The 22,657-nt window shown below is 39.8% G+C and carries 26 protein-coding genes and 1 pseudogene; 18 read left to right on the forward strand and 9 right to left on the reverse strand.

Annotated features, from left to right (window positions below):
• Positions 1-14 precede the first annotated feature (14 nt).
• A protein-coding gene (locus AB1F57_RS01025) for an IS630 family transposase (RefSeq protein WP_367985924.1) occupies positions 15-862 on the forward strand; the annotation gives its coding sequence in 2 pieces (ribosomal slippage) (positions 15-333 and positions 333-862; 849 coding nt in all).
• A gap of 94 nt (positions 863-956) precedes the next feature.
• Here the strand turns inward: AB1F57_RS01025 and AB1F57_RS01030 are convergent.
• Positions 957-1,292 carry a lipoprotein gene (locus AB1F57_RS01030; protein WP_024389158.1) on the reverse strand — a complete coding sequence of 112 codons (336 nt, stop codon included), beginning with the start codon at positions 1,290-1,292 and terminating at the stop codon, positions 957-959.
• Between the two features lie 16 nt (positions 1,293-1,308).
• On the reverse strand, positions 1,309-2,334 hold the full coding sequence (locus AB1F57_RS01035) for a hypothetical protein (protein WP_367985925.1): 1,026 nt from the start codon (positions 2,332-2,334) through the stop codon (positions 1,309-1,311).
• Positions 2,335-2,520: 186 nt separating this feature from the next.
• Here AB1F57_RS01035 and AB1F57_RS01040 point away from each other — a divergent pair, with 186 nt between their 5' ends.
• On the forward strand, positions 2,521-2,838 hold the full coding sequence (locus tag AB1F57_RS01040) for a helix-turn-helix domain-containing protein (protein WP_367985926.1): 318 nt from the start codon (positions 2,521-2,523) through the stop codon (positions 2,836-2,838).
• A gap of 55 nt (positions 2,839-2,893) precedes the next feature.
• The gene (locus AB1F57_RS01045) at positions 2,894-3,367 is read left to right on the forward strand and encodes a hypothetical protein (protein ID WP_367985927.1); all 474 of its coding nucleotides are present in this window, start codon (positions 2,894-2,896) and stop codon (positions 3,365-3,367) included.
• 42 nt (positions 3,368-3,409) lie between these two features.
• On the opposite strand, the gene AB1F57_RS01050 is transcribed toward AB1F57_RS01045, so the two are convergent.
• A complete protein-coding gene (locus AB1F57_RS01050) occupies positions 3,410-4,612 on the reverse strand; it encodes an IS110 family transposase (protein WP_367985527.1) in 1,203 nt (400 codons plus the stop codon).
• A gap of 252 nt (positions 4,613-4,864) precedes the next feature.
• Between AB1F57_RS01050 and AB1F57_RS01055 the strand changes: the two genes are divergently transcribed.
• From AB1F57_RS01055 to AB1F57_RS01070, 4 genes are all read left to right on the forward strand, one after another.
• Positions 4,865-5,362, forward strand: a complete 498-nt coding sequence (locus AB1F57_RS01055; RefSeq protein WP_367985928.1) for a hypothetical protein — start codon at positions 4,865-4,867, stop codon at positions 5,360-5,362.
• Positions 5,346-5,774, forward strand: a complete 429-nt coding sequence (locus AB1F57_RS01060) for a hypothetical protein (protein ID WP_076995185.1) — start codon at positions 5,346-5,348, stop codon at positions 5,772-5,774. Before AB1F57_RS01055 ends, AB1F57_RS01060 begins: the two co-directional genes overlap by 17 nt.
• A 556-nt stretch (positions 5,775-6,330) precedes the next feature.
• Entirely contained in the window at positions 6,331-7,608 is a 1,278-nt protein-coding gene (gene ltrA, locus AB1F57_RS01065) for a group II intron reverse transcriptase/maturase (RefSeq protein WP_172006496.1), read from the forward strand.
• 231 nt (positions 7,609-7,839) lie between these two features.
• On the forward strand, positions 7,840-9,309 hold the full coding sequence (locus tag AB1F57_RS01070; RefSeq protein WP_367985929.1) for a serine/threonine-protein kinase: 1,470 nt from the start codon (positions 7,840-7,842) through the stop codon (positions 9,307-9,309).
• A 340-nt stretch (positions 9,310-9,649) separates the two neighbouring features.
• Here the strand turns inward: AB1F57_RS01070 and AB1F57_RS01075 are convergent.
• From AB1F57_RS01075 to AB1F57_RS01085, 3 genes and pseudogenes are all read right to left on the reverse strand, one after another.
• Positions 9,650-10,039: pseudogene (locus AB1F57_RS01075) on the reverse strand (tyrosine-type recombinase/integrase); the annotation flags it as partial.
• 1 nt (position 10,040) lies between these two features.
• Complete coding sequence (cadX, locus tag AB1F57_RS01080; protein WP_000711078.1) at positions 10,041-10,379, reverse strand: Cd(II)/Zn(II)-sensing metalloregulatory transcriptional regulator CadX; 339 nt, start codon at positions 10,377-10,379, stop codon at positions 10,041-10,043.
• Between the two features lie 11 nt (positions 10,380-10,390).
• A complete protein-coding gene (locus AB1F57_RS01085) occupies positions 10,391-11,005 on the reverse strand; it encodes a CadD family cadmium resistance transporter (RefSeq protein ID WP_044668935.1) in 615 nt (204 codons plus the stop codon).
• Positions 11,006-11,033: 28 nt separating this feature from the next.
• On the opposite strand from AB1F57_RS01085, the gene AB1F57_RS01090 reads away from it, so the two are divergent.
• Positions 11,034-11,219, forward strand: coding sequence for a FanG protein (locus tag AB1F57_RS01090; RefSeq protein ID WP_367985931.1), 186 nt, complete (start codon positions 11,034-11,036; stop codon positions 11,217-11,219).
• Between the two features lie 78 nt (positions 11,220-11,297).
• On the opposite strand, the gene rpmG is transcribed toward AB1F57_RS01090, so the two are convergent.
• Positions 11,298-11,447, reverse strand: a complete 150-nt coding sequence (gene rpmG, locus AB1F57_RS01095; RefSeq protein WP_002262412.1) for a 50S ribosomal protein L33 — start codon at positions 11,445-11,447, stop codon at positions 11,298-11,300.
• Between the two features lie 12 nt (positions 11,448-11,459).
• Positions 11,460-11,645 (reverse strand): 50S ribosomal protein L32, encoded by a 186-nt coding sequence (rpmF, locus tag AB1F57_RS01100; RefSeq protein WP_367985932.1) that lies wholly within the window; start codon positions 11,643-11,645, stop codon positions 11,460-11,462.
• Between the two features lie 264 nt (positions 11,646-11,909).
• Here rpmF and AB1F57_RS01105 point away from each other — a divergent pair, with 264 nt between their 5' ends.
• The 5 genes from AB1F57_RS01105 to AB1F57_RS01125 all read left to right on the forward strand — a co-directional run bounded on the left by AB1F57_RS01105 (position 11,910) and on the right by AB1F57_RS01125 (position 17,253).
• Complete coding sequence (locus AB1F57_RS01105; protein WP_367985933.1) at positions 11,910-13,025, forward strand: vitamin B12 independent methionine synthase; 1,116 nt, start codon at positions 11,910-11,912, stop codon at positions 13,023-13,025.
• A gap of 19 nt (positions 13,026-13,044) precedes the next feature.
• Positions 13,045-14,415, forward strand: coding sequence for a PTS transporter subunit EIIC (locus tag AB1F57_RS01110; RefSeq protein ID WP_367985934.1), 1,371 nt, complete (start codon positions 13,045-13,047; stop codon positions 14,413-14,415).
• 319 nt (positions 14,416-14,734) lie between these two features.
• Positions 14,735-15,436, forward strand: a complete 702-nt coding sequence (locus tag AB1F57_RS01115; protein ID WP_172009831.1) for a hypothetical protein — start codon at positions 14,735-14,737, stop codon at positions 15,434-15,436.
• A gap of 107 nt (positions 15,437-15,543) precedes the next feature.
• A complete protein-coding gene (gene hisS / locus AB1F57_RS01120; RefSeq protein WP_170239442.1) occupies positions 15,544-16,827 on the forward strand; it encodes a histidine--tRNA ligase in 1,284 nt (427 codons plus the stop codon).
• A gap of 12 nt (positions 16,828-16,839) precedes the next feature.
• Positions 16,840-17,253, forward strand: coding sequence for a DUF2871 domain-containing protein (locus tag AB1F57_RS01125; RefSeq protein ID WP_167784953.1), 414 nt, complete (start codon positions 16,840-16,842; stop codon positions 17,251-17,253).
• A gap of 40 nt (positions 17,254-17,293) precedes the next feature.
• Here the strand turns inward: AB1F57_RS01125 and AB1F57_RS01130 are convergent, their stop codons facing one another.
• Entirely contained in the window at positions 17,294-17,656 is a 363-nt protein-coding gene (locus AB1F57_RS01130) for a DUF454 family protein (protein ID WP_105136944.1), read from the reverse strand.
• Between the two features lie 117 nt (positions 17,657-17,773).
• Here AB1F57_RS01130 and AB1F57_RS01135 point away from each other — a divergent pair, with 117 nt between their 5' ends.
• The 5 genes from AB1F57_RS01135 to AB1F57_RS01155 all read left to right on the forward strand — a co-directional run bounded on the left by AB1F57_RS01135 (position 17,774) and on the right by AB1F57_RS01155 (position 22,605).
• A complete protein-coding gene (locus AB1F57_RS01135; protein WP_105136945.1) occupies positions 17,774-18,376 on the forward strand; it encodes an NADPH-dependent FMN reductase in 603 nt (200 codons plus the stop codon).
• Positions 18,377-18,391: 15 nt separating this feature from the next.
• Complete coding sequence (locus tag AB1F57_RS01140) at positions 18,392-19,642, forward strand: NAD(P)H-dependent oxidoreductase (RefSeq protein WP_367985936.1); 1,251 nt, start codon at positions 18,392-18,394, stop codon at positions 19,640-19,642.
• A gap of 63 nt (positions 19,643-19,705) precedes the next feature.
• The gene (locus AB1F57_RS01145; protein ID WP_170239440.1) at positions 19,706-20,497 is read left to right on the forward strand and encodes a formate/nitrite transporter family protein; all 792 of its coding nucleotides are present in this window, start codon (positions 19,706-19,708) and stop codon (positions 20,495-20,497) included.
• A gap of 134 nt (positions 20,498-20,631) precedes the next feature.
• A complete protein-coding gene (locus AB1F57_RS01150; RefSeq protein WP_170239439.1) occupies positions 20,632-21,174 on the forward strand; it encodes a hypothetical protein in 543 nt (180 codons plus the stop codon).
• A gap of 81 nt (positions 21,175-21,255) precedes the next feature.
• Positions 21,256-22,605, forward strand: a complete 1,350-nt coding sequence (locus tag AB1F57_RS01155) for a glucose-6-phosphate isomerase (protein ID WP_029944251.1) — start codon at positions 21,256-21,258, stop codon at positions 22,603-22,605.
• The last annotated feature ends 52 nt before the right edge of the window (positions 22,606-22,657 follow it).

Below are 22,657 nucleotides of genomic sequence, written 5' to 3' on the forward strand. Positions count from 1 at the left end.
GATATAATGTTTTTATGGCATATTCATTAGATTTTCGTAAAAAAGTTCTCGCCTATTGTAAGCGAACAGGTAGTATCACAGAAGCATCAGATGTTTTCCAAATCTCACGAAATACCATTTATGGCTGGTTAAAACTAAAAGAGAAAACAGGGAACCTAAACCATCAAGCAAAAGGAACAAAACCAAGAAAAGTTGATAGAGATAGACTCAAAAAATATCTTAATGACCATCCGGATGCTTATTTGACTGAAATAGCTTCTGAATTTGACTGTCATCCAACGGCGATTCACTATGCTCTCAAATCTATGGGATATACTCGAAAAAAAAGAACCATACCTACTATGAACAAGATCCAGAAAAAGTAGCTTTATTCCTTAAACATTTTAATCGTTTAAAGCACTTAACACCTGTTTATATTGATGAAACAGGATTCGATACTTATTTTTATCGAGAATATGGTCGCTCATTAAGAGGACAATTGATAAAAGGTAAAGTATTTGGAAGAAGGTATCGGAGGATTTCTTTAGTTGCAGGGCTGATAAATGGTGAGATAATCGCTCCGATGACTTATGAAGAAACAATGACGAGCGACTTTTTTGAAGCCTGGTTTCAGAAATTTCTGTTGCCAACATTAAGCACACCATCAGTTATTATTATGGATAACGCAAGATTCCATAGAATGAGTAGGCTAGAGCACTTATGTGAAGAGTATGGGCATAAACTTTTACCACTTCCTCCATACTCACCTGAGTATAATCCTATTGAGAAAACATGGGCTCATATCAAAAAACACCTCAGAAAAGTATTGCCAAATTGTGATACTTTTCTTGAAGCTGTTTTGTCCTGTCCTTGTTTCAATTAACTATACATTCCGATTGAAGACTTTTTAAAGAAAAGAAGAGAGTAAAAAGCACCTCCGTTCAAAACGGAAGTGCTAATTTTATATGTACTCTGTATTATTCTCTCTTCAATTTAACAGTTCCGAAGCCATTTCCACTTACAGTTAGAGTATTTCCTGAAAGAGAATATTCAAGCTCTTCTCCTTCTACGTTAAATGTTTTGTTTTCTTTGTCTACTGTAAAATCTGTGCTAATATTGTCTACAAATAGTGAACCTGAGCCATCACCTGCTTCAATACTAAGTGAACCATCTTGACCATCAATTATAATTGTCATGCTACTTCCATCTTCTTCGTAAGTATATGTTCCGTCCAAACTTTGATTACTAGCAGAACAAGCAGTAAGTAACAGTACGGCTGTAAGTGTCAGTAAAAGTGCTTTAATTTTTTTCATCGTTTTCTCCTTAAAATTACTCGTCATCGTCAACGCTGTTTGAAGTTACTTGAACATTGTCAGGTCTCAAATCGTAGGTGTCATAAACTAGAGTCACATTTTCGCCGTCTTTTTGCTTTGTGACAAACGATGGGAAACCAATATATTTTACATCATCTACTGATTCTGAAGCAAATTGAGAATAGGCTAAATGTGCAGAGAAAGATTCTTCCTTAATAACATATGTATAATCAATAACATTATCATAGCTAAGTTTTTTGATAGGAATTGTTAGAGTTTCCTCTAGTGTTTCCGCTAAGTCCTCATCAGGTAAAATTTTTAATTGATAATCTGAAGCTACCTTTTGGTTATATTGGTTTTCAATTTCTGTCAACTTGTCTATTGCTGAAGTAGTATCTTTTCCATCAACCAATTGTCTAAGCGCAAGTGATACTTTTTCAAAAATAATTTGTTTATGGGTACTAGCCTTTTCAAATGCTTTAGCTTGTTCAATAATTTCATCATCTGATAAAGTTGAAATGCTTTCAAGAGTAAGAGTATCTGGAATCGTAACATCAATTATTCCATCAGCATTACCATCTTCAGTATCGTATTTCTTGATAATATCAGTTAGCATTTCTTCAGAAATTTTTTCTGCTGAATCTGTTCCATAAAAACTGTCAATGAAACCTTGAGCGTGTTGACCAGTTGAATAAACATTCTTTCCAACATAGTCAGCTTTAAATTGTGCAGAAGAAATGGTTGTTTCAGTATTTGTAGTAGCTTCATAAGAAGTATCATAATAAGTTACTTGATTATCTTCAAAGACGTATACTCCCTTGATAACTTCTTCTCCGTCGATTTCATACCAGAGTTGGGGAGCTTTTTTGGATTGGTTTATATAGTTTCCGATACTGACTTCTTTTATTTTTTCAGAAGAAGTCATCTCTTGAGAGTGAGAAGTAGTTGTGGAGGGGTTGCTGGTATTTGAACAGGCCAAGAGAATTGTTGTCGAGGCCAAAAAGGTTGCACCAATTAATAGATATTTGTTTCGCTTTTTCATTTTGAAAAGTCTCCTTTAGTATTTTAAGTATTATTATTTTCAAAAATAATACTTAGTTATCTTTTATTTTACCACAAAAACATATCTTGAGTATTGTTTTTTAATAAAAAAATACACTAAAAACCTACAAATAATTTCTGATAAGTCATAGTCTTAGTGTATAGAATTAGAAAAGGGAGCAGTGCTATGTCATTAGGAAAAAGTGTATCTAACCGAATCTATGAATTGAGGATAAAAAAGCAACTAACTCAAGAGATGTTGGCTGATAAGGCGGGGATGGATGTCAATGCTCTTGGTCGAATTGAAAGAGGACAAAATTCTAATATTAAATTGGGAACTCTAAATAAACTAATTGAAGCCTTAGAGTTAGATTATCAAACGTTTTTTGCCTTCACTGATAGTGACAATGAGGTAGCTAAATTAATTGCTAAATTGTCATTAGTGGATGATGAAGAAAAGTATCTTGAAATTTTTAACAAGATATTGGATATAGAGTTGAAGTAGTATAGCGACATAATGAGTGATAGCATTTATTAAATATTTGGAGGGGACTACTGAAATGGCGGAAATGACATTTTCTATATGGAGGCTAGTTGTTGAGAACAAGGATGCTGGTTTAATGAGCAAACTAGCTAATAGGGATACTTTTGCTAAATTAATAACAACAACTATTGACCCCATACGAATTCATCCTAATGATAAAGAAGCATTTTCAGTGAGTATAAAAAACACGAATGATTATATTTTTTGGATGATTGAGCATGGAAATACACAACCAAGGGACGAAACTGTCTACGACGCAGAGACAAAGCGTACTAGGAAAAATCCTAGAACGAAGAAAGAATTGGAATTTATGGAACAGTTCTTCGCTCTCTATGATTATGATAGGGAACTATTTTTCTACCATTTGTCAAGTCCATCAAGGTATTTGACGAAAAATATTTTGAGTTCAATAGTCAAAATAAGGAAATTGTTTTCTTTTGGACTAAAGTTTAGTGAAAAAAGTGTATACAAAACCAACACCTTATGTTGAAATTTTTTGATAAGGTGTTACAATGATAGAGCATAAACAGTTTTATCGATTTTGGGTTGAAGCGTAATCGTAAAGTTTGTTATGCATAATGAGGTAATACATTGTCCGAATGAGTCGATGTATGGAGGCAATCGTGTGTGGCTTGGTTGAAGTCGTTTGCGATTGTCTTTTTCGTTTCTCATAAAAGTCTGCGATATGGCAAGGATTAGTGTGACTAGCTGAAGCGATATTGTGAATGCACTTGAACAGAATCTTTCTAGCGTAGGGATTGCCACGCTTGGTAATGTGCTCCTTAGCGAGGAAGCTTCCAGATTCATAGTGTCTTAGGTCAATACCGATAAAGGCATTGATTTGATTGGCAGACTGAAAACGGCGAATATCTCCCAGTTCGCCAATAATACTTGTTGCAGTCGTCTCAGCGATACCAGGAATAGAAAGCAGAATCTCATATTCTGGTAATGGCTGAGCTAGTTCCACCATTTCGTCTAAGACAGTTTGTCTCTGTTCAGAAAGTCTAAGCAATTCTTTTGCATAGTAACGCACCTCTTCCATGATCGGAGAGGTTTTCTTAACGGCACAATAAGATTGATTAGCTAGTGCTGTCAGCTTCTCAACTAAGTAAGCCACACGCTTGTCAGAAATCCGTTTTGAAGTGGACAGACGGATGCTCTTTGAGAGTTCATCCTTGCTTAACTCAAGCACGAAGTCCTTGCAAGGAAAAGCTATAACTAAGTTCCAGTATTGTTCCCCAGTTGGTGTTGACAAGATAGTTTCCAATTCAGGGAAAGTGACCTGTAAGACCTTGTGCAGGCGGTTTTTAGCTCGAACGATGTCCTCAGTTAAGTTCTGATAGAATCGACTGAGATCCCGCAAGTTTTGGTAGACTTCTTCTTGGACATACGTCGATTTACGATTCAGTACAAACTGAGATTGAGCTAGTTTTTCGGCGTCAATTTGATCTGTTTTTCTCACACGCAAGCTATCCAGTTGCTTCTTGGCTTCTAAGGGATTGAGTCGTGTATAAGCGTAGCTATGTTCATCCAGAAAAGCTTGAAGACGACGAGAATAGACGCCTGTTGCTTCAAAGATGATTTCTGGCTTGTGGACGGTTTTCAAATCGCCAAGTAGCCGAGAAAAGCCAATGGCATCATTGGACATGGTGTAGTTATGAACCTTCTCGCCGTTGACTAGAATGGCTACTTCTGAACTTACCTTACTCACGTCAATCCCAAATACTACTCGCATGATATTACCTCTTTGTCTTGAATGATTCCTTGTTTTAGTGATGTCATTTTCAATACTCGACGTCTGGCGTCCCACATACTTTGATAACATTCTTTCTAAAACAGGTGCCTTGCCAGTTTTTGATGCGACGTCTAGCGTCAAAAGAGTTCTCGACTTAACAAGACACCTCTACTTTATCATAAAGAAAAAGTAGTGAGTACTTTCTCCCGTCGGAGATTTCCTCACTACTAATCTTAGTATGTTTTTATTTCAGTGTTGAGAAAAAGAGGAATATTTAAGAAAATTCTGAAACAACTAGATGATAATTTAGATGTTGATATCCGAGGAATATATGTTAATGAAGAGGAGTTTATAAGTAAACTAAAAACTCTTTCCGAGGTTCGCTTTACTACGACCAACGATATGTTTTCTACTGATTCTGATAGTAAAAATAGTTTAGAGAAGTTAATAGGTGGAAAGCCAGAAAATGACGTAATATTTAGTGTTGAATATAAACAGGAGCCAATACAGCAATTTAAAAGTTTTTTGAAAAAGCTCAGAAAAGAAAGAGAGAATTTTCAAATAAAGGGTTTGTTGATAAGAGGGACGGACTCTACTGGATTTGAAAGACTACTTAATCAGGATGAGTTTATTAAGAAAATCAAATTAAAAGATATTGATAAAGAAGAAAATGGTAAGTTTTCTTTTGAATATATACTCAAAAAAATATTGTCTGAAATAGAGAGGTTGTCTGATGACTTGGTTAAGTAAAAAAGATAGAAAAAATCTCTACTTTTCAGTGTTAGTGAGCATTATATTTTCATATTTTTTCTCTCCATTTATAACGCTAGAAATTGATTATATTGTAGAATTTTTTTCGATTATAATCGGATTTTTGATTAGCGCTATAGCTCTGTTGCATTCTTCTAATATCAGGATAGTATTGTATAACACTAAAAGTGAAGGTTATCCCAATTATTGGTATAAAATAATTTCCTACTATCGTGTAGCAATTATATATTTTTTATTCTTAATCTTAGTTTTAGTTGTTAAGATAGATTGCATACCAGATGGTTTATATCAAGAAATTTATTTAGCTGTATTGATAGAAGGAGTTTATTGGGTTTTGAAAATAGTAGTAAGTTTGTTCTACTTGTTGACGGTTGAGATAAACTCTAAGTGATATATGTGTAAAAGGAATGCTTTTGGTATTCCTTTTTATATGTACGACGGGCATGTCGTACATCTGAGGTGAAAGTCCTCCGTGGACACCCGCTACCGGTGAACCCCAAAGCGACTCCCAAGCCTGACTATCGTGAGGTAGCGGGGAGAGGAAGGGATAGCGAAATCGTGGCTCTACGAACAGAAACGTGATAACAAGGCGTATATAGGGGATGAGGGGGCATACAACTCTAAAGTCCAAAAAGGTAGTCGTAACCTATAGACGTAAATCACGAGAGTAAACGAGGAAAGATGTACGACTTATCCCGTGAGGTCTCATGAGCGTCAAAGACGTAGTAACAACGAATCATGAGAAGTCAGCCGAGGCCATAGTAGCGATGAAACTTCTGTAATAGAGGTGGAGCGAAGGGCTGAACAATTAACCGAAGTATACCTACTTCACTTGTGTCTGTAAAACTAGCGGTCTGATAGAACTGGGTGCGGTCACGTATTGACTAGAGGAAAGTTCACCAATATAAGACGTCCCTCAGACACCGAAACAAGAAAGGAATACGCACATGTCACAGTTACTAGATAATATCCTATCTCGGTCCAATATGCTTGAAGCCTACAATCAAGTTAGAGCCAATAAAGGTTCAGCAGGAATTGACGGCGTAACTATTGACGAAATAGATGACTATCTCCGCAAACACTGGCGTTCAACTAAAGAACTCATAAAGCAGAGGAAGTACAAACCTCAGCCAGTCTTACGAGTTGAAATTCCCAAACCTAACGGCGGAGACCGTCAGTTAGGTATCCCAACGGTCATGGATAGAATGATACAACAAGCTATTGTCCAAGTCATTAGTCCTATTTGTGAGCCCTATTTCTCTGAGAGGAGTTACGGATTCAGACCCAATCGGTCATGCGAACAAGCTATTATCCAGTTATTAGAATACCTTAATGACGGTTATGAGTGGATAGTAGACATAGACCTGGAGAAGTTCTTTGATACCGTTCCTCAAGATAGACTGATGTCGCTTGTTCATAACATTATCCAAGATGGAGATACAGAATCTTTAATTCGTAAGTACCTTCATTCCGGTGTAGTCATCAACGGACAACGGTATAAAACACTAGTTGGAACTCCACAGGGAGGAAACCTATCACCGCTCCTGTCCAATATCATGCTTAATGAGCTAGATAAAGAGTTGGAAAATCGTGGACTTCGCTTCGTTCGCTACGCAGATGACTGCGTCATCACAGTTGGTAGTGAGGCGGCGGCTAAACGTGTGATGCATTCAATTAGTCGTTATATTGAAAAACGATTAGGTTTGAAAGTCAACATGACCAAGACCAAGATTGTGAGACCGAGCAAATTAAAGTACCTAGGATTTGGGTTCTGGAAATCATCTGAGGGCTGGAAAAGTCGTCCGCATCAGGATAGCGTACAGAGTTTCAAGAGAAAACTCAAGAAACTAACGGCCCGTAAGTGGAGTATTGACTTAGACAGCCGAATTGAGCGACTAAACTGGGTCATCCGAGGTTGGATAAACTACTTTTCTATGACGAACATGAAATCAGTCATGGAAAGCATTGATGAACGACTAAGAACTCGAATAAGAGTTATTATCTGGAAACAATGGAAGAAGAAATCTAGGCGATTATGGGGACTTCTCAAATTAGGAGTACCGAAGTGGATAGCGGATAAAGTATCTGGCTGGGGAGACCATTATCAATTAGTGGCTCAGAGGTCTGTACTGAAACGTGCCATATCAAAACCAGTCCTCGCTAAACGTGGACTGGTTTCTTGCCTAGATTATTATCTAAAACGACATGCGTTAAAAGTTAGTTGAACCGCCGTGTGCCGAACGGCACGCACGGTGGTGTGAGAGGGACTAGAAATTAGTCCCTACTCGATTGGAATAAGTTCTATATTTTACAATTTATCATCGCTAAATAAATTGAAATGGTAAATAGAGTAGAATTTGATTTGGTATAATAGTAATAAAATCGAAGTACAGTAATTTTACAGTTTAGTTGAGAGTTGTTTTATAAAAAAGATTATAAGTTAGAATGGAGTTACAATGACAAAAATTACATTTCATGATAAAAATATCATAAAAAAATTTTTTAATAACGGTGGATATGTTCTGGATTTTTCAAATCGTACGTTTGATGAATTTACATATCACTCTATTGGTGTAAAAATTCAGGAGAAATACGGTTTATCAAAAGGGAAGTCATTTGAAGCATATATAGATGAAGCTCTTGATAACGATATTATAAAGTTGGTAAGAGATTTACTAATCTATTATGATGACCTCCCAGATAATAGTTCTGAAAAGAGTGATATTAAGAATAAACAAGCAGATAAGTTGAAAGAAAAACTAAATTCTTATTCCCATATAGAGAAAGAAATAGTAAAAACTGACGAGTCTTTTCTCACTAAAGGTGGATTTGCTGAAATTTATTTACAAAATCATTCTCAACGAATTGTAAAAAAGTTGAAGAATGAGTATAAACGCGACCCCACTCTTAGAAGCCGTTTTAAAAGAGAGTTTGAAATTATGCAGTCTCTCTCACAAATTAATGGGGTTATTAAGGTTTACGAATTTAATGAAACAGAGCTTAGCTATACGATGGAAAAGGCTGACTTTACTCTAAATGATTATATCGTAGATAATGAGTTGGAATTAAACCAAATATTTAATTTATTGTTCCAAATATTGACAATAATGGCTGAGGTTCATTCTCGAGATATTTATCATAGAGATTTGAGTCCAAGCAATATTTTTCTATGTGATGGGCTAATAAAGATATCTGATTTTGGATTAGCTAAAGATTCTACGGTCAATCATTCTCATTTGACTATGAACACAAATAACTATGGGCAGTTTTATTATTGTGCCCCAGAACAGATAACTGGTCTAAAAAATGCAACTAAAATGAGTGATGTTTATTCGCTAGGGAAGGTGGTTAATTTTTGTTTAACTGGAAATCCAACTAATGAAAAACATGTTCTGCGAACTTTTGTTCAAAAAGCTACTTCTTATCAACCAGAATTAAGGTTTGGAGATGCAGGAGAAATGCTTGAACAATTAAGTTATCACCTGCGAATTTTTCATCAAAAGGATTCAAAGCAGAAAATATTAAAAACGATTCAACAGAGCGAATATGATGAAACAATAACGATATATCTTAATAATATTTCAAATGTGGATTTGTGTCGGGAACTTATTGATGTAGGAGATGATTACAAATTGGCTTGTATTAAATTTATGAAAGTAAGCCCAGAAAATGCATTATTCTTAATTCAAAAACTTTTTCCATCATTAAAAGAAGTTGCAACCTCTTTTTCTTCAAATGATATTTTTGCATCTCTTGCGTTTGATGTATTAAAAGATGAGCATTTTGACTATTTGAGTAAAGAAATGGCTGCACGGATGTTATGTTATGTAGCTCGGGAAGTAAATCGTTTCTCTGCCCAGAGGCTTATAGAGGACTTGAAACGTAGTTCTATCGAACCAATGTTAGAAAATATTTTAGACGGTTAATAACTGTGTCGGTTTTCTTCAGTTGGTAAATAAGAAGCCAAAAAAAGGAACACCTCATACGAAGTGTGCCTTTTATTATCTGCATGTTCTACTTAAATTTTATTATCTAAAAAGTGTAGAGAAAAATGTAGTGATTCGATTGATTTGTAATGCAATCTACTGAAATTCAACATTTCAAAAATCGCATAAAATCAAGGTTTCTACCGTCTATTGACGTGTAGTGAATCCCTATTTCACCTCAGTAAAGATTAAGTATTGTCTATTTTAGCTGTTAGAAACGTTTATATATCAACGTTTTTGTAATGTTCCTTAGCAAAAGGTAGAGTGAATGGTAGAGTAGTTATTGCGTTAGTTCAGCAATCTTATCAAGATAAATACCCACAGCTTCTAACATTCGTTGAGGTGCTAATTCAGCGTAAGTATCCATTGTGGTTGAAATTGATTTATGTCCCATTCTCACTTGAAGCTCTTTCCAATTTGTGCCAGCATTAAGCAACATTGAAGCATGAGTGTGTCGGAATAAATGGAAACCATAATCTGGTAATCCTAGACCAGCTAATCTATTCTTGAGAGTTGTTCGCTCGTTTCTATCACACATATAGTTTCCGTATATTGTTGGGAAAATCAGTTTTGTTTCAGGTCTATTGTGTAATTTAAGATACTCGTTCATTTCATTGTGAAAATCTCGAAGTTCTTCAAGTATAGACAAAGGAACTGGAATAGAGCGATTGTTATCCTAGTTGATTAAAAAAATCTCTGATTTCCTCATCTTTTATAAAATAATATATAATTTTCCCCTCTCTTCTAGTGTCCAAGATGTTTTGATTGGCTAGTTTACGAAGATGGTGGGAGGCAGATGCCATACTGAGATTTAGTAAACAGGCTATATCGCAGACACAGAGTTCTTCGACGGCAAGGAGATAAAAGATGATATTTATCTGTTTATTATCGGTAAATTTTGATAAAATGCGAAGTGATTTTTGGACTTTTTCCTTTTCAAGGTAGTTCGTTGCGGTTGTGACATTTTGTTGATTAATAACATCCACTTGACAGATACTATCTTTTTTCATAATTTTTTCTCCTAGCCTAACACAGCCCATAGCATGTCAAAGCTGTTGTTTTCAATCAGGATATACATCCCCAATCCTAAATAGACAACGGCAATAAACCACCTGCTATATTTTTCCAAAGTTTCTCCAACAGAAGGGACTTGTGCCAATTTTTGGGCAGAAAAAACCAAGAGATAAATCATGACTAGAAAAGTAAGTAAAGTCACTATCAAATTCGCTAAATTTAAGGTGGTAAAATATGGGACAAAGACACCAATATTGTCAGCGCCACAACTTGCAAAAGTAATCATAGCGACTAGAAAAATCAGGTTTTTATTGTCTTTTCGCAAACCATCTTTGGCAATAGCTTCTCCATCAGAATCTCCTAAAAGCAAAACTTTGAGGCCTAGGAAAATTGGAATCAAACCGAGTAAACCTAAAATCTCTTTACTAGGAATATAATTTAAGACAAATGCAAAAAGCAAACTTAGCAATATTAGACTAACAGAGCCTAGAAATTGTCCTAAATAGATGTTAATGATGTCTTTTCTGCTTTTTCTTTTGGCAAAAAATAACATTAGGATAATAAGTAAGTCTACGGCTGTCCCAGAATACAGGATTATTGAAGTAACAACATTTTGAATCATAAAACACCTCATTCAAATATATTTTTGAATGTATTCTAACATTAAACTTTGTAGATGTCAACTTAAAATCCACCAAAATATAGATAAGAAGTTAGTGTACCAAATATTAAAAAGCCCTGCCATCCAAATGATAGCAGGGCTTAACTTCAATATCCAGATGATATATTTATCTAAAAAAGGTAGAGTAAAAGGTAGAGTTTTTATTGATTTGTAGTGCGATATAATGAGTTTCAAAAAATCAAAAATCGCTTAAAATCAATATTTTGACGTCTATTGACGTGTACTGAGACCCTTACTTAACCTCGGTAAAAATCACGTGCTTACGCAATTTTGGTGAGTATTTTTTCAATTGAAGACGGTCTGGAGTGTTACGTTTGTTTTTTGAAGTAAGGTACAAACGCTCACCAGATTCTTTGTGTTCAAGTGTAATATTTACGCGCATGGTATCTCCCTTCTATTGTTCAGCTGAAGCTGCTTTAGCGATTTTACGTCCTTTGTAGTATCCTTTCAAAGATACACGGTGAGAACGTGAGTAATCTCCAGTAGTTTCGTCAAATTTCACAGTTGGAGCTGCTACTTTATAGTGGGTACGACGTTTGTTTTTCTTCGCTTTTGAAGTGCGACGTGCAGGTACTGCCATTTCTTTCTTCCTCCATTAAATATCAGGGCCAAGCCCCTTATAATCTAAAATAATGCGTATGACTTTCGCCAACTTTAGTAGTATAACAAAAGTTTTTTGTAAAGTAAAGTTACTTGACAGATTTTTTTCTATTTTTTGCAATCAAGCAAGGTGAATGGTCAGATATAGCCAAAAACTATCGAAATGTATAGAAAATATATATTTTACAATGATAACTTTTGGGAATAAAATGAACCTATCAAAATTTTTCAAGGAGTTTTCATCATGTCAAAAACACATTACCATTTCGATCATGTCGGTTCTTATCTTCGTCCACAAGCTTTGAAGGATGCCCGTGAGCAATTCGCCCAAGGCAAAATCAGCCACGAAGACCTGCTCGCTATTCAGGACAAATTGGTCGCTGAATTGGTCCATCACCAGGTTGACAATGGGCTCAAGGTAGTTTCTGACGGTGAGTTCGGCCGTTCTTGGTGGCACCTGGACTTCCTCTGGGAATTGACAGGGTTTGAAGCTTACTTGCAGGAGGATTCTTACAAGTTTCACGGGGCTAAGACTCGCACGACCAATGTCCGCCTCAATGGCAAGGTAGCTGAAAATCCAGACCACCCGTTTTACCGTGATTTCCAATACCTTCAGTCTATCGTGCCTGAGGGAGTTACACCAAAGGTGACTATTCCAAGCCCGTCACTGGTTATCAAGCGTGACCATCGCAGCGATCTCTATGCGGATTACTACGAAAATTGGAGTGATTTCCTAGACGGTTTGGCAAAAGCCTATCATGATACCATTCAGCATTTTTATGATCTGGGTGCCCGCTATGTTCAATTGGACGACACAACCTGGGCTTATTTGATTCAGCAATTGGAGACCTATCATGACCAACAGGAAAAACGGGCGGAATTTGAGCAGATTGCTGAAGATGATGTCTACGTGATCAATAAGGCCTTGGAGGGCCTGCCAGAGGATTTGACGGTGGCGACCCATATCTGTCGAGGCAACTTCAAGTCAACCTACCTTTTTGAAGGAAGCTACCAGACGGTTGCCAAGTATCTAGGCCAACTCAACTATGACATCTTCTTCTTAGAATATGACGATGAGCGTTCAGGCGATTTTTCACCGATTGTGGACATCTGGAATGGCCGTGAGAATGTCGAATTGGTGCTAGGAGTGATTACATCTAAAAATCCTCAGTTAGAGGATATTGATGCGGTGGTTGCCCGTATTGAAGAAGCAGCGAAATTGATTCCACTCAAGAACATTGGCATCTCAACCCAGTGCGGCTTTGCTTCTACGGAAGAAGGAAATATTCTGACTGAGGAAGACGAGTGGAAAAAATTACAATTGATTAAGACGATTACGGACAAGGTCTGGGGAAATTAGGAGAGAAAAAGGAGATAGGATGAGTCATAGGGATTTAGGAAGAGCGATTTTAGAAGGTGTAGGAGGCAAGGCCAATGTGTCCAGTCTGACCCATTGTGCGACACGCCTGCGTTTTACCTTGGTGGATAAGTCTAAGGCAGACCAAGCTGGCCTGGAACAGTTAGAGGGTGTTTTGGGTGTGATTGACAAGGGTGGTCAATTCCAAGTTGTTATCGGAAATGACGTGGCCCAGGTCTATCGTCCTTTAGCAGAGGATTTGGAAGAGCAAGTAGTCGCAGACCAAGAAGCTTCGAGCAAGCAGGGAATTTTTGCGACTGTTCTGGCTACTATCTCAGGTATCTTTACCCCGATTTTACCAGTCATTACGGCAGCCGGGATGATCAAGGCTGTGCTGTCCTTGCTGACGGTGTTTGGCGTGGTGGCTACTGATGATACCAACTATCAAATTCTCAACTTTATTGGGGATGCTGGTTTCTTCTTCCTGCCTATCTTTCTTGGCGGCTCGGCTGCCCGACAGTTTAAGACCAATCAGCAGCTGGGGATGTTAATCGGGGCGATTTTGCTCCACCCTAGCTTTGTGGCCTTGGTGACAGCGGCCAAGGAGGCTGGGACGGGTCTGGATTTCTTCTCCATTCCGATTACCCTATCAAGCTACTCTTCGACCGTTATTCCGGTAATTTTAGTAGTATGGTTCATGAGCTGTGTGGAAAGAGTTGCGGATAAGATTTCGCCCACGGCTATCAAATTCTTCTCTGTTCCACTCTTGACAACTCTGGTGACTGCCCTGGTTACTCTGATTGTGCTGGGGCCACTTGGTGCTATTGTGGGCAATTGGCTGGGTGCTTTCTTCCTCTGGTTGGAAGAATTTGGTCCTTGGGTTGTGCCAACTATTGTAGGAACAGTGTCGCCTTTCTTGGTGATGACTGGTACCCACTACGGTCTAGTATCGATTGGCATCAACAACCGCATGACCATTGGCTATGATACTATCGCTCAGCCTGGCATGTTTCCGTCCAATGTGGCCCAGGGTGGGGCAGCTTTAGCTATTGCACTGAAAACGAAGGATGTCAATAAGCGTGCCTTGGCTTCATCGGCTGGTATTACCGCGATTTTTGGTATCACAGAGCCTGCCCTGTATGGTGTGACCCTGCGTCACCGTCCTGCCTTGATTGGGACCATGGTTGCCGGTGGTATTGGTGGTTTCTTTATGGGGATTATGGGGGCTCGCAACTTTTCTGGTGGTTCTCCAGGGCTTCTGACCATTGCTGCCTATATCGGTGAGGACACGCTCAAGTATTTTTATACAGCGGTAGCCGGCCTGGTCATTTCCGTTCTAATTCCCTTTGTGGTGACCTTTGTTCTCTATTGTGGTGACCTTTGTTCTCTATAAGGAAGATTAAGAACCTGTATTCACTGTTCGGCACTTTTAGCTAAGGCTAGTTTTCTACCACTCAGCGTTGTTTTTCTCGAAATACAGTCAGTATTCCTGCTCAAACGGCCTTGACTTGCAAAAAACTATCTCATATCTAAATGTACCTCACTAGTAAACACAGATCCTAAAAGTGGTGCAAACCGCTTTTTCTTTATGAGAAAAAGGGCTTGCACAGGTTGGCAAAATTTTTTACAATAACATCAGAAAATACTTGATACAACATATATATAATGGTTGTAAGAAGAAATCCATATTAACTACTTTTAAGGAGAACTGTATGAAGACAGTTGGAAAATTTTTTGCTAAAAAGTTGGCGAGCCTCCTGGTTGTTTTATTGGTCCTAGCAATTGGTGTCATCTGGTTTAGAAATAGCATCTTTGCCTGGTTCCGAGGCACTCATACGGTCCAGTATGAATTTGTCATCAAGCGGTTTGAGCAGGAGACCAAGCTGATAGTGGCAGGTGCAGATGTGGAAACGACTGCCAATCATACCTTTGAAAACAATAAAATGAAGGAGTGGCCAGACTGGACAGAGCCTATCACCAAGCTCTTTGTCGGACGAGAAATGTCGGTCGAGATTCCTGTTCAGACCGAGTTTAAGCTGGATTTGGAAGGCTTGACCAAGGATGATATTCGCATTGAGGACAATACCTTGACCTTCCAAAATTCTCTGACTGTTGAGGTGGACTCTCAGCAACATGGGGAAATCAAGATTTCCAATAATAGCAATGGTTTGATTGACAAGGCTGTCGATGTCTTTACTGCCGGACAAAAGGCGCAAGAATTTCTGTCTGATAAGTCCCAGGAGGCAATTTACAAGACCAGTGAGTATGTCCTGAATGACGCTGAACGTCAGGAAAAGGTGGTCGGCTTTGCGGAAAATTCTCTTGAAAGTCTACTCAATTTAAATTCCGATGAAAAGTTAGAAGTTGATTTATCTCTGGATGACCTCAACTTTGTCATCGTTGATAAGAAATAGCAGTGGAAACCGTGTCAAGCAGACATGGTTTTTTGCTCGCTCTGCCATTTCCAAAAAGCCTGGGAATATGGTAAAATAGGAAACAAACTGTAGAAATGAGAGACGAGATGAAACTTCAAAAACCTAAGGGAACCCAGGATCTATTGCCACAGGATACGGTCAAGTGGCAGTATGTGGAAGGCTTTGCCCGCAGTATTTTTAAGCGATACAATTACGCAGAGATTCGCACGCCGATTTTTGAGCATTACGAGGTTATCAGCCGTTCTGTTGGCGACACGACGGACATCGTGACCAAGGAAATGTATGACTTCTATGACAAGGGCGACCGCCATATTACCCTTCGTCCGGAAGGGACTGCCCCGGTGGTTCGTTCGTATGTGGAAAACAAGTTGTTTGCTCCAGAAGTACAAAAGCCAAGCAAGTTTTACTACATGGGCCCAATGTTCCGTTATGAGCGTCCTCAGGCTGGTCGTCTGCGCCAGTTCCACCAGATTGGTGTGGAGTGTTTTGGTTCCAACAATCCTGCGACGGATGTGGAAATCATGGCCATGGCCTATCATTTCTTTGAGGAACTGGGGATTCAAAACATCACCCTTCACCTTAATAGCCTGGGCAATCCAGAGAGTCGTGCAGCCTATCGCCAGGCCTTGATTGATTATCTGACACCGCTCAAGGACCGGTTGTCCAAGGATAGCCAGCGCCGTTTGGAGGAAAATCCTTTGCGCGTGCTGGATTCCAAGGAAAAAGAGGACAAGGCGGCAGTTGAAAATGCTCCGTCTATCTTGGATTACTTGGATGAAGAGAGCGCGGCCTACTTTGAAGGGGTCCAGTCTATGTTGGACAGCCTGGGTATCACCTATGTCATTGACACGAATATGGTTCGCGGTTTGGACTATTACAACCACACCATTTTCGAGTTCATCACCGAGGTGGGGGGCAATGATTTGACCATCTGTGCTGGTGGTCGCTATGACGGCTTGATCAGTTATTTTGACGGACCTGAGACGCCAGGTATTGGCTTCGGTATGGGGATTGAGCGCCTGATTCTGGTCCTTGAAAAGCAGGAAATTGAGCTGCCGATTGACCAGTCTCTGGATGTTTATATCGCTGTTTTGGGTCAGGAGGCCAATGGCGGAGCTTTGGAGCTGGTTCAAGCCCTCCGCAAGCAAGGCCTGTCTGCCGAGCGTGATTACCTAGACCGCAAGCTCAAAGCCCAATTTAAGTCTGCGGATGTCTTTGGTGCCAAATACATCATCACCCTTGGTGGAAGCGAGCTGGAAAGCGGACAGATTACTGTCAAGAATAATCAGACCCGCCAGGAAGTCAAGACTAGCCTGGATACCATCAAAAATGAGTTTGCCAGCCTCTTGCCAGAGCTTGGAGCAGAGTAGGGGAGGTAGAGGATGAAAAAATACATCAATATTGCCTTAATTTACGCCATTGCAGGTCTTCTCAGCGGTCTTGCTTACCGTGAGATCATCAAATTAACCGGTTTTACTGGTCAGACATCTCTTAATTTGGTTCACACCCACCTGTTTACATTGGGCATGTTCCTCTTTATGATTGTGGCGCTCTTTGCCCAGCACCATGAATTGGAAAAAATCAAGTCTTTTCGTGTCTTCCTAGTGACCTACCACATCGGCTTGCCTCTTTCTGCTATCATGCTGGCTGTCCGCGGTATGACCCAGGTTCTAGAAATGGATTTGTCAAAAGCTGTCAATGCTAGTATTGCAGGCTTGGCAGGTATCAGCCATTTCCTGGTTTCAGTTGGTATTATCAGTCTACTCCTTGCCTTGAAAAAAGTAGCTGAAGATTAACATATAAACAGTAAAGCAAGCTCCGTTTTGGAACTTGCTTTTATTGTTTATCTGGAATAATAAAGAAGAGATAGTAGGTAATGAAAATAGTCAAAGCAACTAAGAGGATTTTGACTGGTAGGAGTGGGGCTAAATAGATAGAAATCCCCATGAGGATGTAAATTTGCAGGATAATTCGTTTTTTCCGACTCTTGCTGATAGACTTGGTCTCCGCATAGTCAGCGACATAAAATTGATAGAGCTTGGTTGTCCTGAGCCAGGTCTCAAACTTCTTTGAACTATTGGCAAAACAAAAGCCAGCTAAGAGTAGCAGGGGAGTGGTAGGGAGGATGGGCAGGAAAATGCCGATGACTCCGACAAGCAAGCTGAGGCAGCCGGAAAGAAAGTAGAGATATTTTTTCATGTTACGATTGTATCATAAAAGGAAAATGAAAAAAAGACTTGCATTTTAAGAAAGAAAACGTTATCATAATGAGGTAACGTGATTTCTGTCACAAAGACGATGAAAAGAGGGACCAAGATGAAATTGATTGCATTGGTTGGAACAAACTCCGCCGCATCCACCAACAGGAAATTATTGCAGTTTATGGCTACACATTTTAGTGAGAAGGCTGAAATTGAATTGGTAGAAATTAAGGATTTGCCAATGTTTAACAAGCCTGCCACCCGTCAATTACCAGAAGCTGTCTTGGAATTGGCTAAGAAAATTGAAGGGGCAGAAGGGGTTATCATTGGAACACCCGAATATGACCACTCTATTCCAGCAGTTTTGATGAATGCCTTGGCTTGGTTGTCTTATGGCATCTATCCCTTGTTGAACAAGCCGATTATGATTACAGGTGCATCTTATGGTACCTTGGGTTCTTCCCGTGCCCAGTTGCAGTTACGTCAGATTTTGAATGCTCCTGAGCTCAAAGCCAGCGTTTTGCCTGATGAGTTTCTCTTGTCAAATTCCCTGACTGCCTTTGATAAAAAAGGTCATTTAGTGGATATTGAAACAATCCAAAAATTGGAGGCTATGTTTGACGACTACCGCTTATTTGTGAAAATGACTGGAAAATTGTCTCATGCCAAGGAACTCTTGCACAAAGAGGCAGAGAATTTCGACTGGGAAAGTTTATAGGAAGAGGACGAAAAGATGAAATTTGTTGGTATTGTAGGATCAAATGCGGACCAATCATACAACCGTATGCTCTTGGAATACATCCGCCGTCAATTTAAGTTGAAGTTTGAACTAGAAGTCTTGGAAATCAAGGATGTTCCGATGTTCAATCAAGACGAAGACCAATCGGACTGCTTTGCTATCCAGTATTTGTACAATAAGATTACTCGTGCAGACGGTGTCATCATTGCAACACCAGAGCACAACCATACGATTACACCAGCCCTCAAGAGCACCTTGGAATGGTTGTCCTTCAAGCTCCACCCACTGACAGATAAGCCTGTCATGATTGTCGGTGCTTCTTACTATGACCAAGGAACATCCCGTGCCCAGGTCCATCTCCGTAAGATTTTAGATGCTCCAGGTGTCAATGCCTATACCCTTCCAGGAAATGAATTCCTACTTGGCAAGGCAAAAGAGGCATTTGATGAGAAAGGAAATATCATCAATGAGGGGACAGTGAAATTCCTAGAAAGCTGTCTCGATAACTTTATCAAATATGTAGGAGTAGTATCTCAGTTGAAAAAACCAAAACCAATTGAACCAGAAGATCTTTACTGCGGTAAGCCAATTGCAACGACTGTTCAGGGCATTGACCCAGATGATCCAAACTGGTTGGAGAAGGCTGCTGCCCAGGTTGGAGCTGTTGAAGGAGACACCTATGTCAAATTGGACAATGGTCTACTGACGGTTAATCAGCTCAATCAATTCCTCAAGGCCATGCCTTTTGAATTGACTTTCACAGACGATAACAACCAGTTCCTCTACTATAATGCCGCTCACCAAGATCCTGAAGCCATGCTTGGAAAACGTCTGCCAGAGCATGTCGGTGGTCGTTTGGCAACCCTACACGGTACCCTGCCACCAGCTCGCATGAAGAACGTGGAGTGGGTTGTTGGAACGCTCCGTAACGGTAACCAAGAATATGTTCGGACCATTGTTCCAGGTACACCGCCAGAAGTTATCAATACCCACAACTATCAGGCTATGTACTATCCGGATGGCTCCTTTGCAGGTATCAACGAGATTATCTTCAACTTCAGGCCATGGTTGGATTGGTACCTCAATGAAACTGGTCAACAGTTGGTTGGTGGTAAGGCTATGCCAGCTGCTGGTCACGGTCATGCAGCTGCCCATATCGATGCGACATCCGGTGCATCGGATGCAGGTGCTGCTCCAGCTGCTTCCGATGTGGATGCAAGCTCTGGTGCATCAGAAGCCTATTAGATTTGTAATGAAAGGTGCCATCAGGGCACTTTTCCTTTCTTATTTTATTAGAAAGAGGAGATTATGACAGTTTTTAAGGAAAAAATCGGTGCGGCTTGTGCCAAAAAAGAGGCTCTCTTTGATGAGAGTTTGGGTCGGTATGCCCTGCGTTCTATGTTTGCTGGGGCCTATCTGACCATGTCAACGGCTGTGGGAATTATCGGTGCGGATGTCATTTCTAGCCAATTTCCGGCCCTGGCTCGCTTTGTCTTTACCTTTATCTTTGCTATCGGTTTGATTTTTGTCTTGATTTTCAATGGCGAATTAGCGACATCCAATATGATGTATCTAACAGTAGGAGGTTACTACAAGCGAATTTCCTGGAAGAAGGTCTGCACGATATTGCTTTATTGTACCTTCTTTAACTTGATTGGTGCTATTGTCTTGGCCTATCTATTCAATCAATCTTTTTCCTTCCAGCAACTGACAGATAAGAGTTTTGTAATCAATGCGGTCCAGCTCAAGTTGGCCAAGACAGATTGGATGAACTTCATCGAGGGCATTACTGCCAATATGTTTGTCAATATGGCTATTATGGGATATATGCTCCTGAAGGAGGAATCTGCAAAGTTCTTTGTGGCCCTATCTGCCATTTTCATGTTTGTTTTCCTCATCAATGAGCACTTGATTGCCAACTTTGCTTCTTTTTCGCTGGCTGGATTTAGCCCTGTTGACAACATCAAAGGTTTTGATTTGGTCAATATTCTTCGCCAGTGGACCGTAGTTTTCTTTGGCAACTGGATAGGTGGAGGTCTCTTTATCGGGATTGCCTATGCTTGGCTCAATGAGACCAAAACAGTGCATAGGGAAGGTTAGAAAACAAGCTCTCAGACCCCAGACCGATTTTTTCAAATAGGTCTTGAAAAATACTCTAAAATGCCTATAATGTATTTACATTAAGGTATTTTTTAGTCTACTCTGCTATTCTACTGGGAAAAGGAGGATATTCTATGTTTATTTTTGCCTTTCCTGGTACGGGAAAATCGACCCTTGCGAAACAGTCGTCAGCCATCGTAGACTTAGAGATGTCTGATATCAAATATGACAATTCGAGCGTTAGCCATTTGACCAAAGAAGAGAGGAAGTCTGTGCCGCGACCTATTAAGGACAAGGGCTACCGTCAGACTTATATTGATAGGGCCTATGCCCTGGAGCGTGAGGGCAAGACGGTTCTCGTAGCTATGAATTTTCTGGTCAGGATGCTGGCGGTCATGCTGGTTCGAGGCTGTGTCCCCTTCCATATTTACATTCCTCACTTTTCCTTGAAAGAAGAATACAGGAAGCGCTATATTCAAAGAGGAAACAATTCTCGCTTTATTTTTGAGGTGATGTTTATTTGGTATTTAGTGTTGCTCCCTTTTTATCTACTATCCATATGCCTGCCAAAATGTATCACTGTCTTGGGAGAGGGTGAGACATTGTCAGACAAGATATTCGCTAAAAATCATCGGAAATCCAATCAAAAAGCAGGTCTAGCGCAAACCATTTCATGAAAATGAATGAAAATTCACAAATCCCTTGAAAAAAATATGATAAAGCGTTATCATATTATGGTACACGAATGGAGGAAAAAGATGACACATATTACATTTGACTATTCAAAAGTCTTGGGCCAATTTGTTGGTGCACAAGAAGTTGATTATATGCAACCACAAGTTACCCTAGCTGACCAAATGCTTCGTCAAGGAACAGGTCCTGGTAGCGACTTTATCGGCTGGTTGGATTTACCAGAAAACTATGACAAAGAAGAATTTGCTCGTATCAAGGAAGCGGCTGCTAAAATCCAAAATGAAAGTGAAGTTTTGGTAGTTATCGGTATCGGTGGTTCTTACCTTGGTGCTAAAGCAGCTATTGATTTCTTAAGCAATGCCTTTGTAAACTTGCAAACTCGCGAAGAGCGTAAAGCTCCACAAATCCTTTACGCAGGAAACTCTATCTCATCAAGCTACCTTGCTGATTTAGTGGACTATGTTGCTGATAAAGATTTCTCAGTCAATGTGATTTCAAAATCAGGGACAACAACTGAGCCTGCCATTGCTTTCCGCGTCTTCAAAGAATTGCTGGTGAAGAAATACGGTCAAGAAGAAGCCAACAAGCGTATCTATGCGACAACAGATAAGGCAAAAGGTGCTGTTAAGGTTGAAGCGGATGCCAATGGTTGGGAAACCTTCGTTGTGCCAGATGATGTCGGTGGCCGTTTTTCAGTCTTGACTGCAGTTGGTCTTTTGCCAATCGCAGCAGCTGGTGCAGACATTGATGCCCTTATGGAAGGCGCAAACGCTGCTCGTAAGACTTACACATCAGATAAGATTGCTGAGAATGAAGCTTACCAATATGCAGCTGTTCGTAATATCCTTTACAGAAAAGGCTATGTGACAGAAATCCTGGCAAACTACGAGCCATCACTTCAATACTTCAGCGAGTGGTGGAAACAGTTGGCGGGTGAGTCAGAAGGTAAGGACCAAAAAGGGATCAACCCAACATCTGCTAACTTCTCAACGGACTTGCACTCTCTTGGACAATTTATCCAAGAAGGAAACCGCAACATCTTTGAAACAGTTGTTCGTGTTGACAAACCTAGAAAAAATATCTTGATTCCTGAAATGGCAGAGGACCTTGACGGTCTGGGCTACTTGCAAGGAAAAGACGTTGACTTTGTAAACAAAAAAGCAACGGACGGTGTGCTTCTTGCTCACACAGATGGTGGCGTACCAAACATGTTTGTGACTCTTCCACAACAAGATGAGTTTACACTTGGTTATACCTTCTACTTCTTCGAGTTGGCGATTGCGATCTCTGGTTACCTCAATGCCATCAACCCATTTGACCAACCAGGTGTAGAAGCCTACAAGAAAAACATGTTTGCTCTTCTTGGCAAGCCAGGCTTTGAAGAACTGGGTGCAGAATTGAACGCACGTTTGTAATAGAATGAAACTGATCGGAAACGGTCGGTTTTTCTTATGCCTCAAATTATGG

The sequence above is a fragment of the Streptococcus nasisuis genome, assembly GCF_040836615.1.
Classification (GTDB): domain Bacteria; phylum Bacillota; class Bacilli; order Lactobacillales; family Streptococcaceae; genus Streptococcus; species Streptococcus suis_V.

What these genes read in the sequence shown, in the direction of transcription:
- AB1F57_RS01030 (WP_024389158.1), bottom strand. Translation starts at nt 1,292, where the DNA reads ATGAAAAAAATTAAAGCACTTTTACTGACACTTACAGCCGTACTGTTA.
- AB1F57_RS01035 (WP_367985925.1), bottom strand. Translation starts at nt 2,334, where the DNA reads ATGAAAAAGCGAAACAAATATCTATTAATTGGTGCAACCTTTTTGGCC.
- AB1F57_RS01040 (WP_367985926.1), top strand. Translation starts at nt 2,521, where the DNA reads ATGTCATTAGGAAAAAGTGTATCTAACCGAATCTATGAATTGAGGATA.
- AB1F57_RS01045 (WP_367985927.1), top strand. Translation starts at nt 2,894, where the DNA reads ATGGCGGAAATGACATTTTCTATATGGAGGCTAGTTGTTGAGAACAAG.
- AB1F57_RS01050 (WP_367985527.1), bottom strand. Translation starts at nt 4,612, where the DNA reads ATGCGAGTAGTATTTGGGATTGACGTGAGTAAGGTAAGTTCAGAAGTA.
- AB1F57_RS01060 (WP_076995185.1), top strand. Translation starts at nt 5,346, where the DNA reads ATGACTTGGTTAAGTAAAAAAGATAGAAAAAATCTCTACTTTTCAGTG.
- ltrA (WP_172006496.1), top strand. Translation starts at nt 6,331, where the DNA reads ATGTCACAGTTACTAGATAATATCCTATCTCGGTCCAATATGCTTGAA.
- AB1F57_RS01070 (WP_367985929.1), top strand. Translation starts at nt 7,840, where the DNA reads ATGACAAAAATTACATTTCATGATAAAAATATCATAAAAAAATTTTTT.
- cadX (WP_000711078.1), bottom strand. Translation starts at nt 10,379, where the DNA reads ATGAAAAAAGATAGTATCTGTCAAGTGGATGTTATTAATCAACAAAAT.
- AB1F57_RS01085 (WP_044668935.1), bottom strand. Translation starts at nt 11,005, where the DNA reads ATGATTCAAAATGTTGTTACTTCAATAATCCTGTATTCTGGGACAGCC.
- AB1F57_RS01090 (WP_367985931.1), top strand. Translation starts at nt 11,034, where the DNA reads ATGTATTCTAACATTAAACTTTGTAGATGTCAACTTAAAATCCACCAA.
- rpmG (WP_002262412.1), bottom strand. Translation starts at nt 11,447, where the DNA reads ATGCGCGTAAATATTACACTTGAACACAAAGAATCTGGTGAGCGTTTG.
- rpmF (WP_367985932.1), bottom strand. Translation starts at nt 11,645, where the DNA reads ATGGCAGTACCTGCACGTCGCACTTCAAAAGCGAAGAAAAACAAACGT.
- AB1F57_RS01105 (WP_367985933.1), top strand. Translation starts at nt 11,910, where the DNA reads ATGTCAAAAACACATTACCATTTCGATCATGTCGGTTCTTATCTTCGT.
- AB1F57_RS01110 (WP_367985934.1), top strand. Translation starts at nt 13,045, where the DNA reads ATGAGTCATAGGGATTTAGGAAGAGCGATTTTAGAAGGTGTAGGAGGC.
- AB1F57_RS01115 (WP_172009831.1), top strand. Translation starts at nt 14,735, where the DNA reads ATGAAGACAGTTGGAAAATTTTTTGCTAAAAAGTTGGCGAGCCTCCTG.
- hisS (WP_170239442.1), top strand. Translation starts at nt 15,544, where the DNA reads ATGAAACTTCAAAAACCTAAGGGAACCCAGGATCTATTGCCACAGGAT.
- AB1F57_RS01125 (WP_167784953.1), top strand. Translation starts at nt 16,840, where the DNA reads ATGAAAAAATACATCAATATTGCCTTAATTTACGCCATTGCAGGTCTT.
- AB1F57_RS01130 (WP_105136944.1), bottom strand. Translation starts at nt 17,656, where the DNA reads ATGAAAAAATATCTCTACTTTCTTTCCGGCTGCCTCAGCTTGCTTGTC.
- AB1F57_RS01135 (WP_105136945.1), top strand. Translation starts at nt 17,774, where the DNA reads ATGAAATTGATTGCATTGGTTGGAACAAACTCCGCCGCATCCACCAAC.
- AB1F57_RS01140 (WP_367985936.1), top strand. Translation starts at nt 18,392, where the DNA reads ATGAAATTTGTTGGTATTGTAGGATCAAATGCGGACCAATCATACAAC.
- AB1F57_RS01145 (WP_170239440.1), top strand. Translation starts at nt 19,706, where the DNA reads ATGACAGTTTTTAAGGAAAAAATCGGTGCGGCTTGTGCCAAAAAAGAG.
- AB1F57_RS01150 (WP_170239439.1), top strand. Translation starts at nt 20,632, where the DNA reads ATGTTTATTTTTGCCTTTCCTGGTACGGGAAAATCGACCCTTGCGAAA.
- AB1F57_RS01155 (WP_029944251.1), top strand. Translation starts at nt 21,256, where the DNA reads ATGACACATATTACATTTGACTATTCAAAAGTCTTGGGCCAATTTGTT.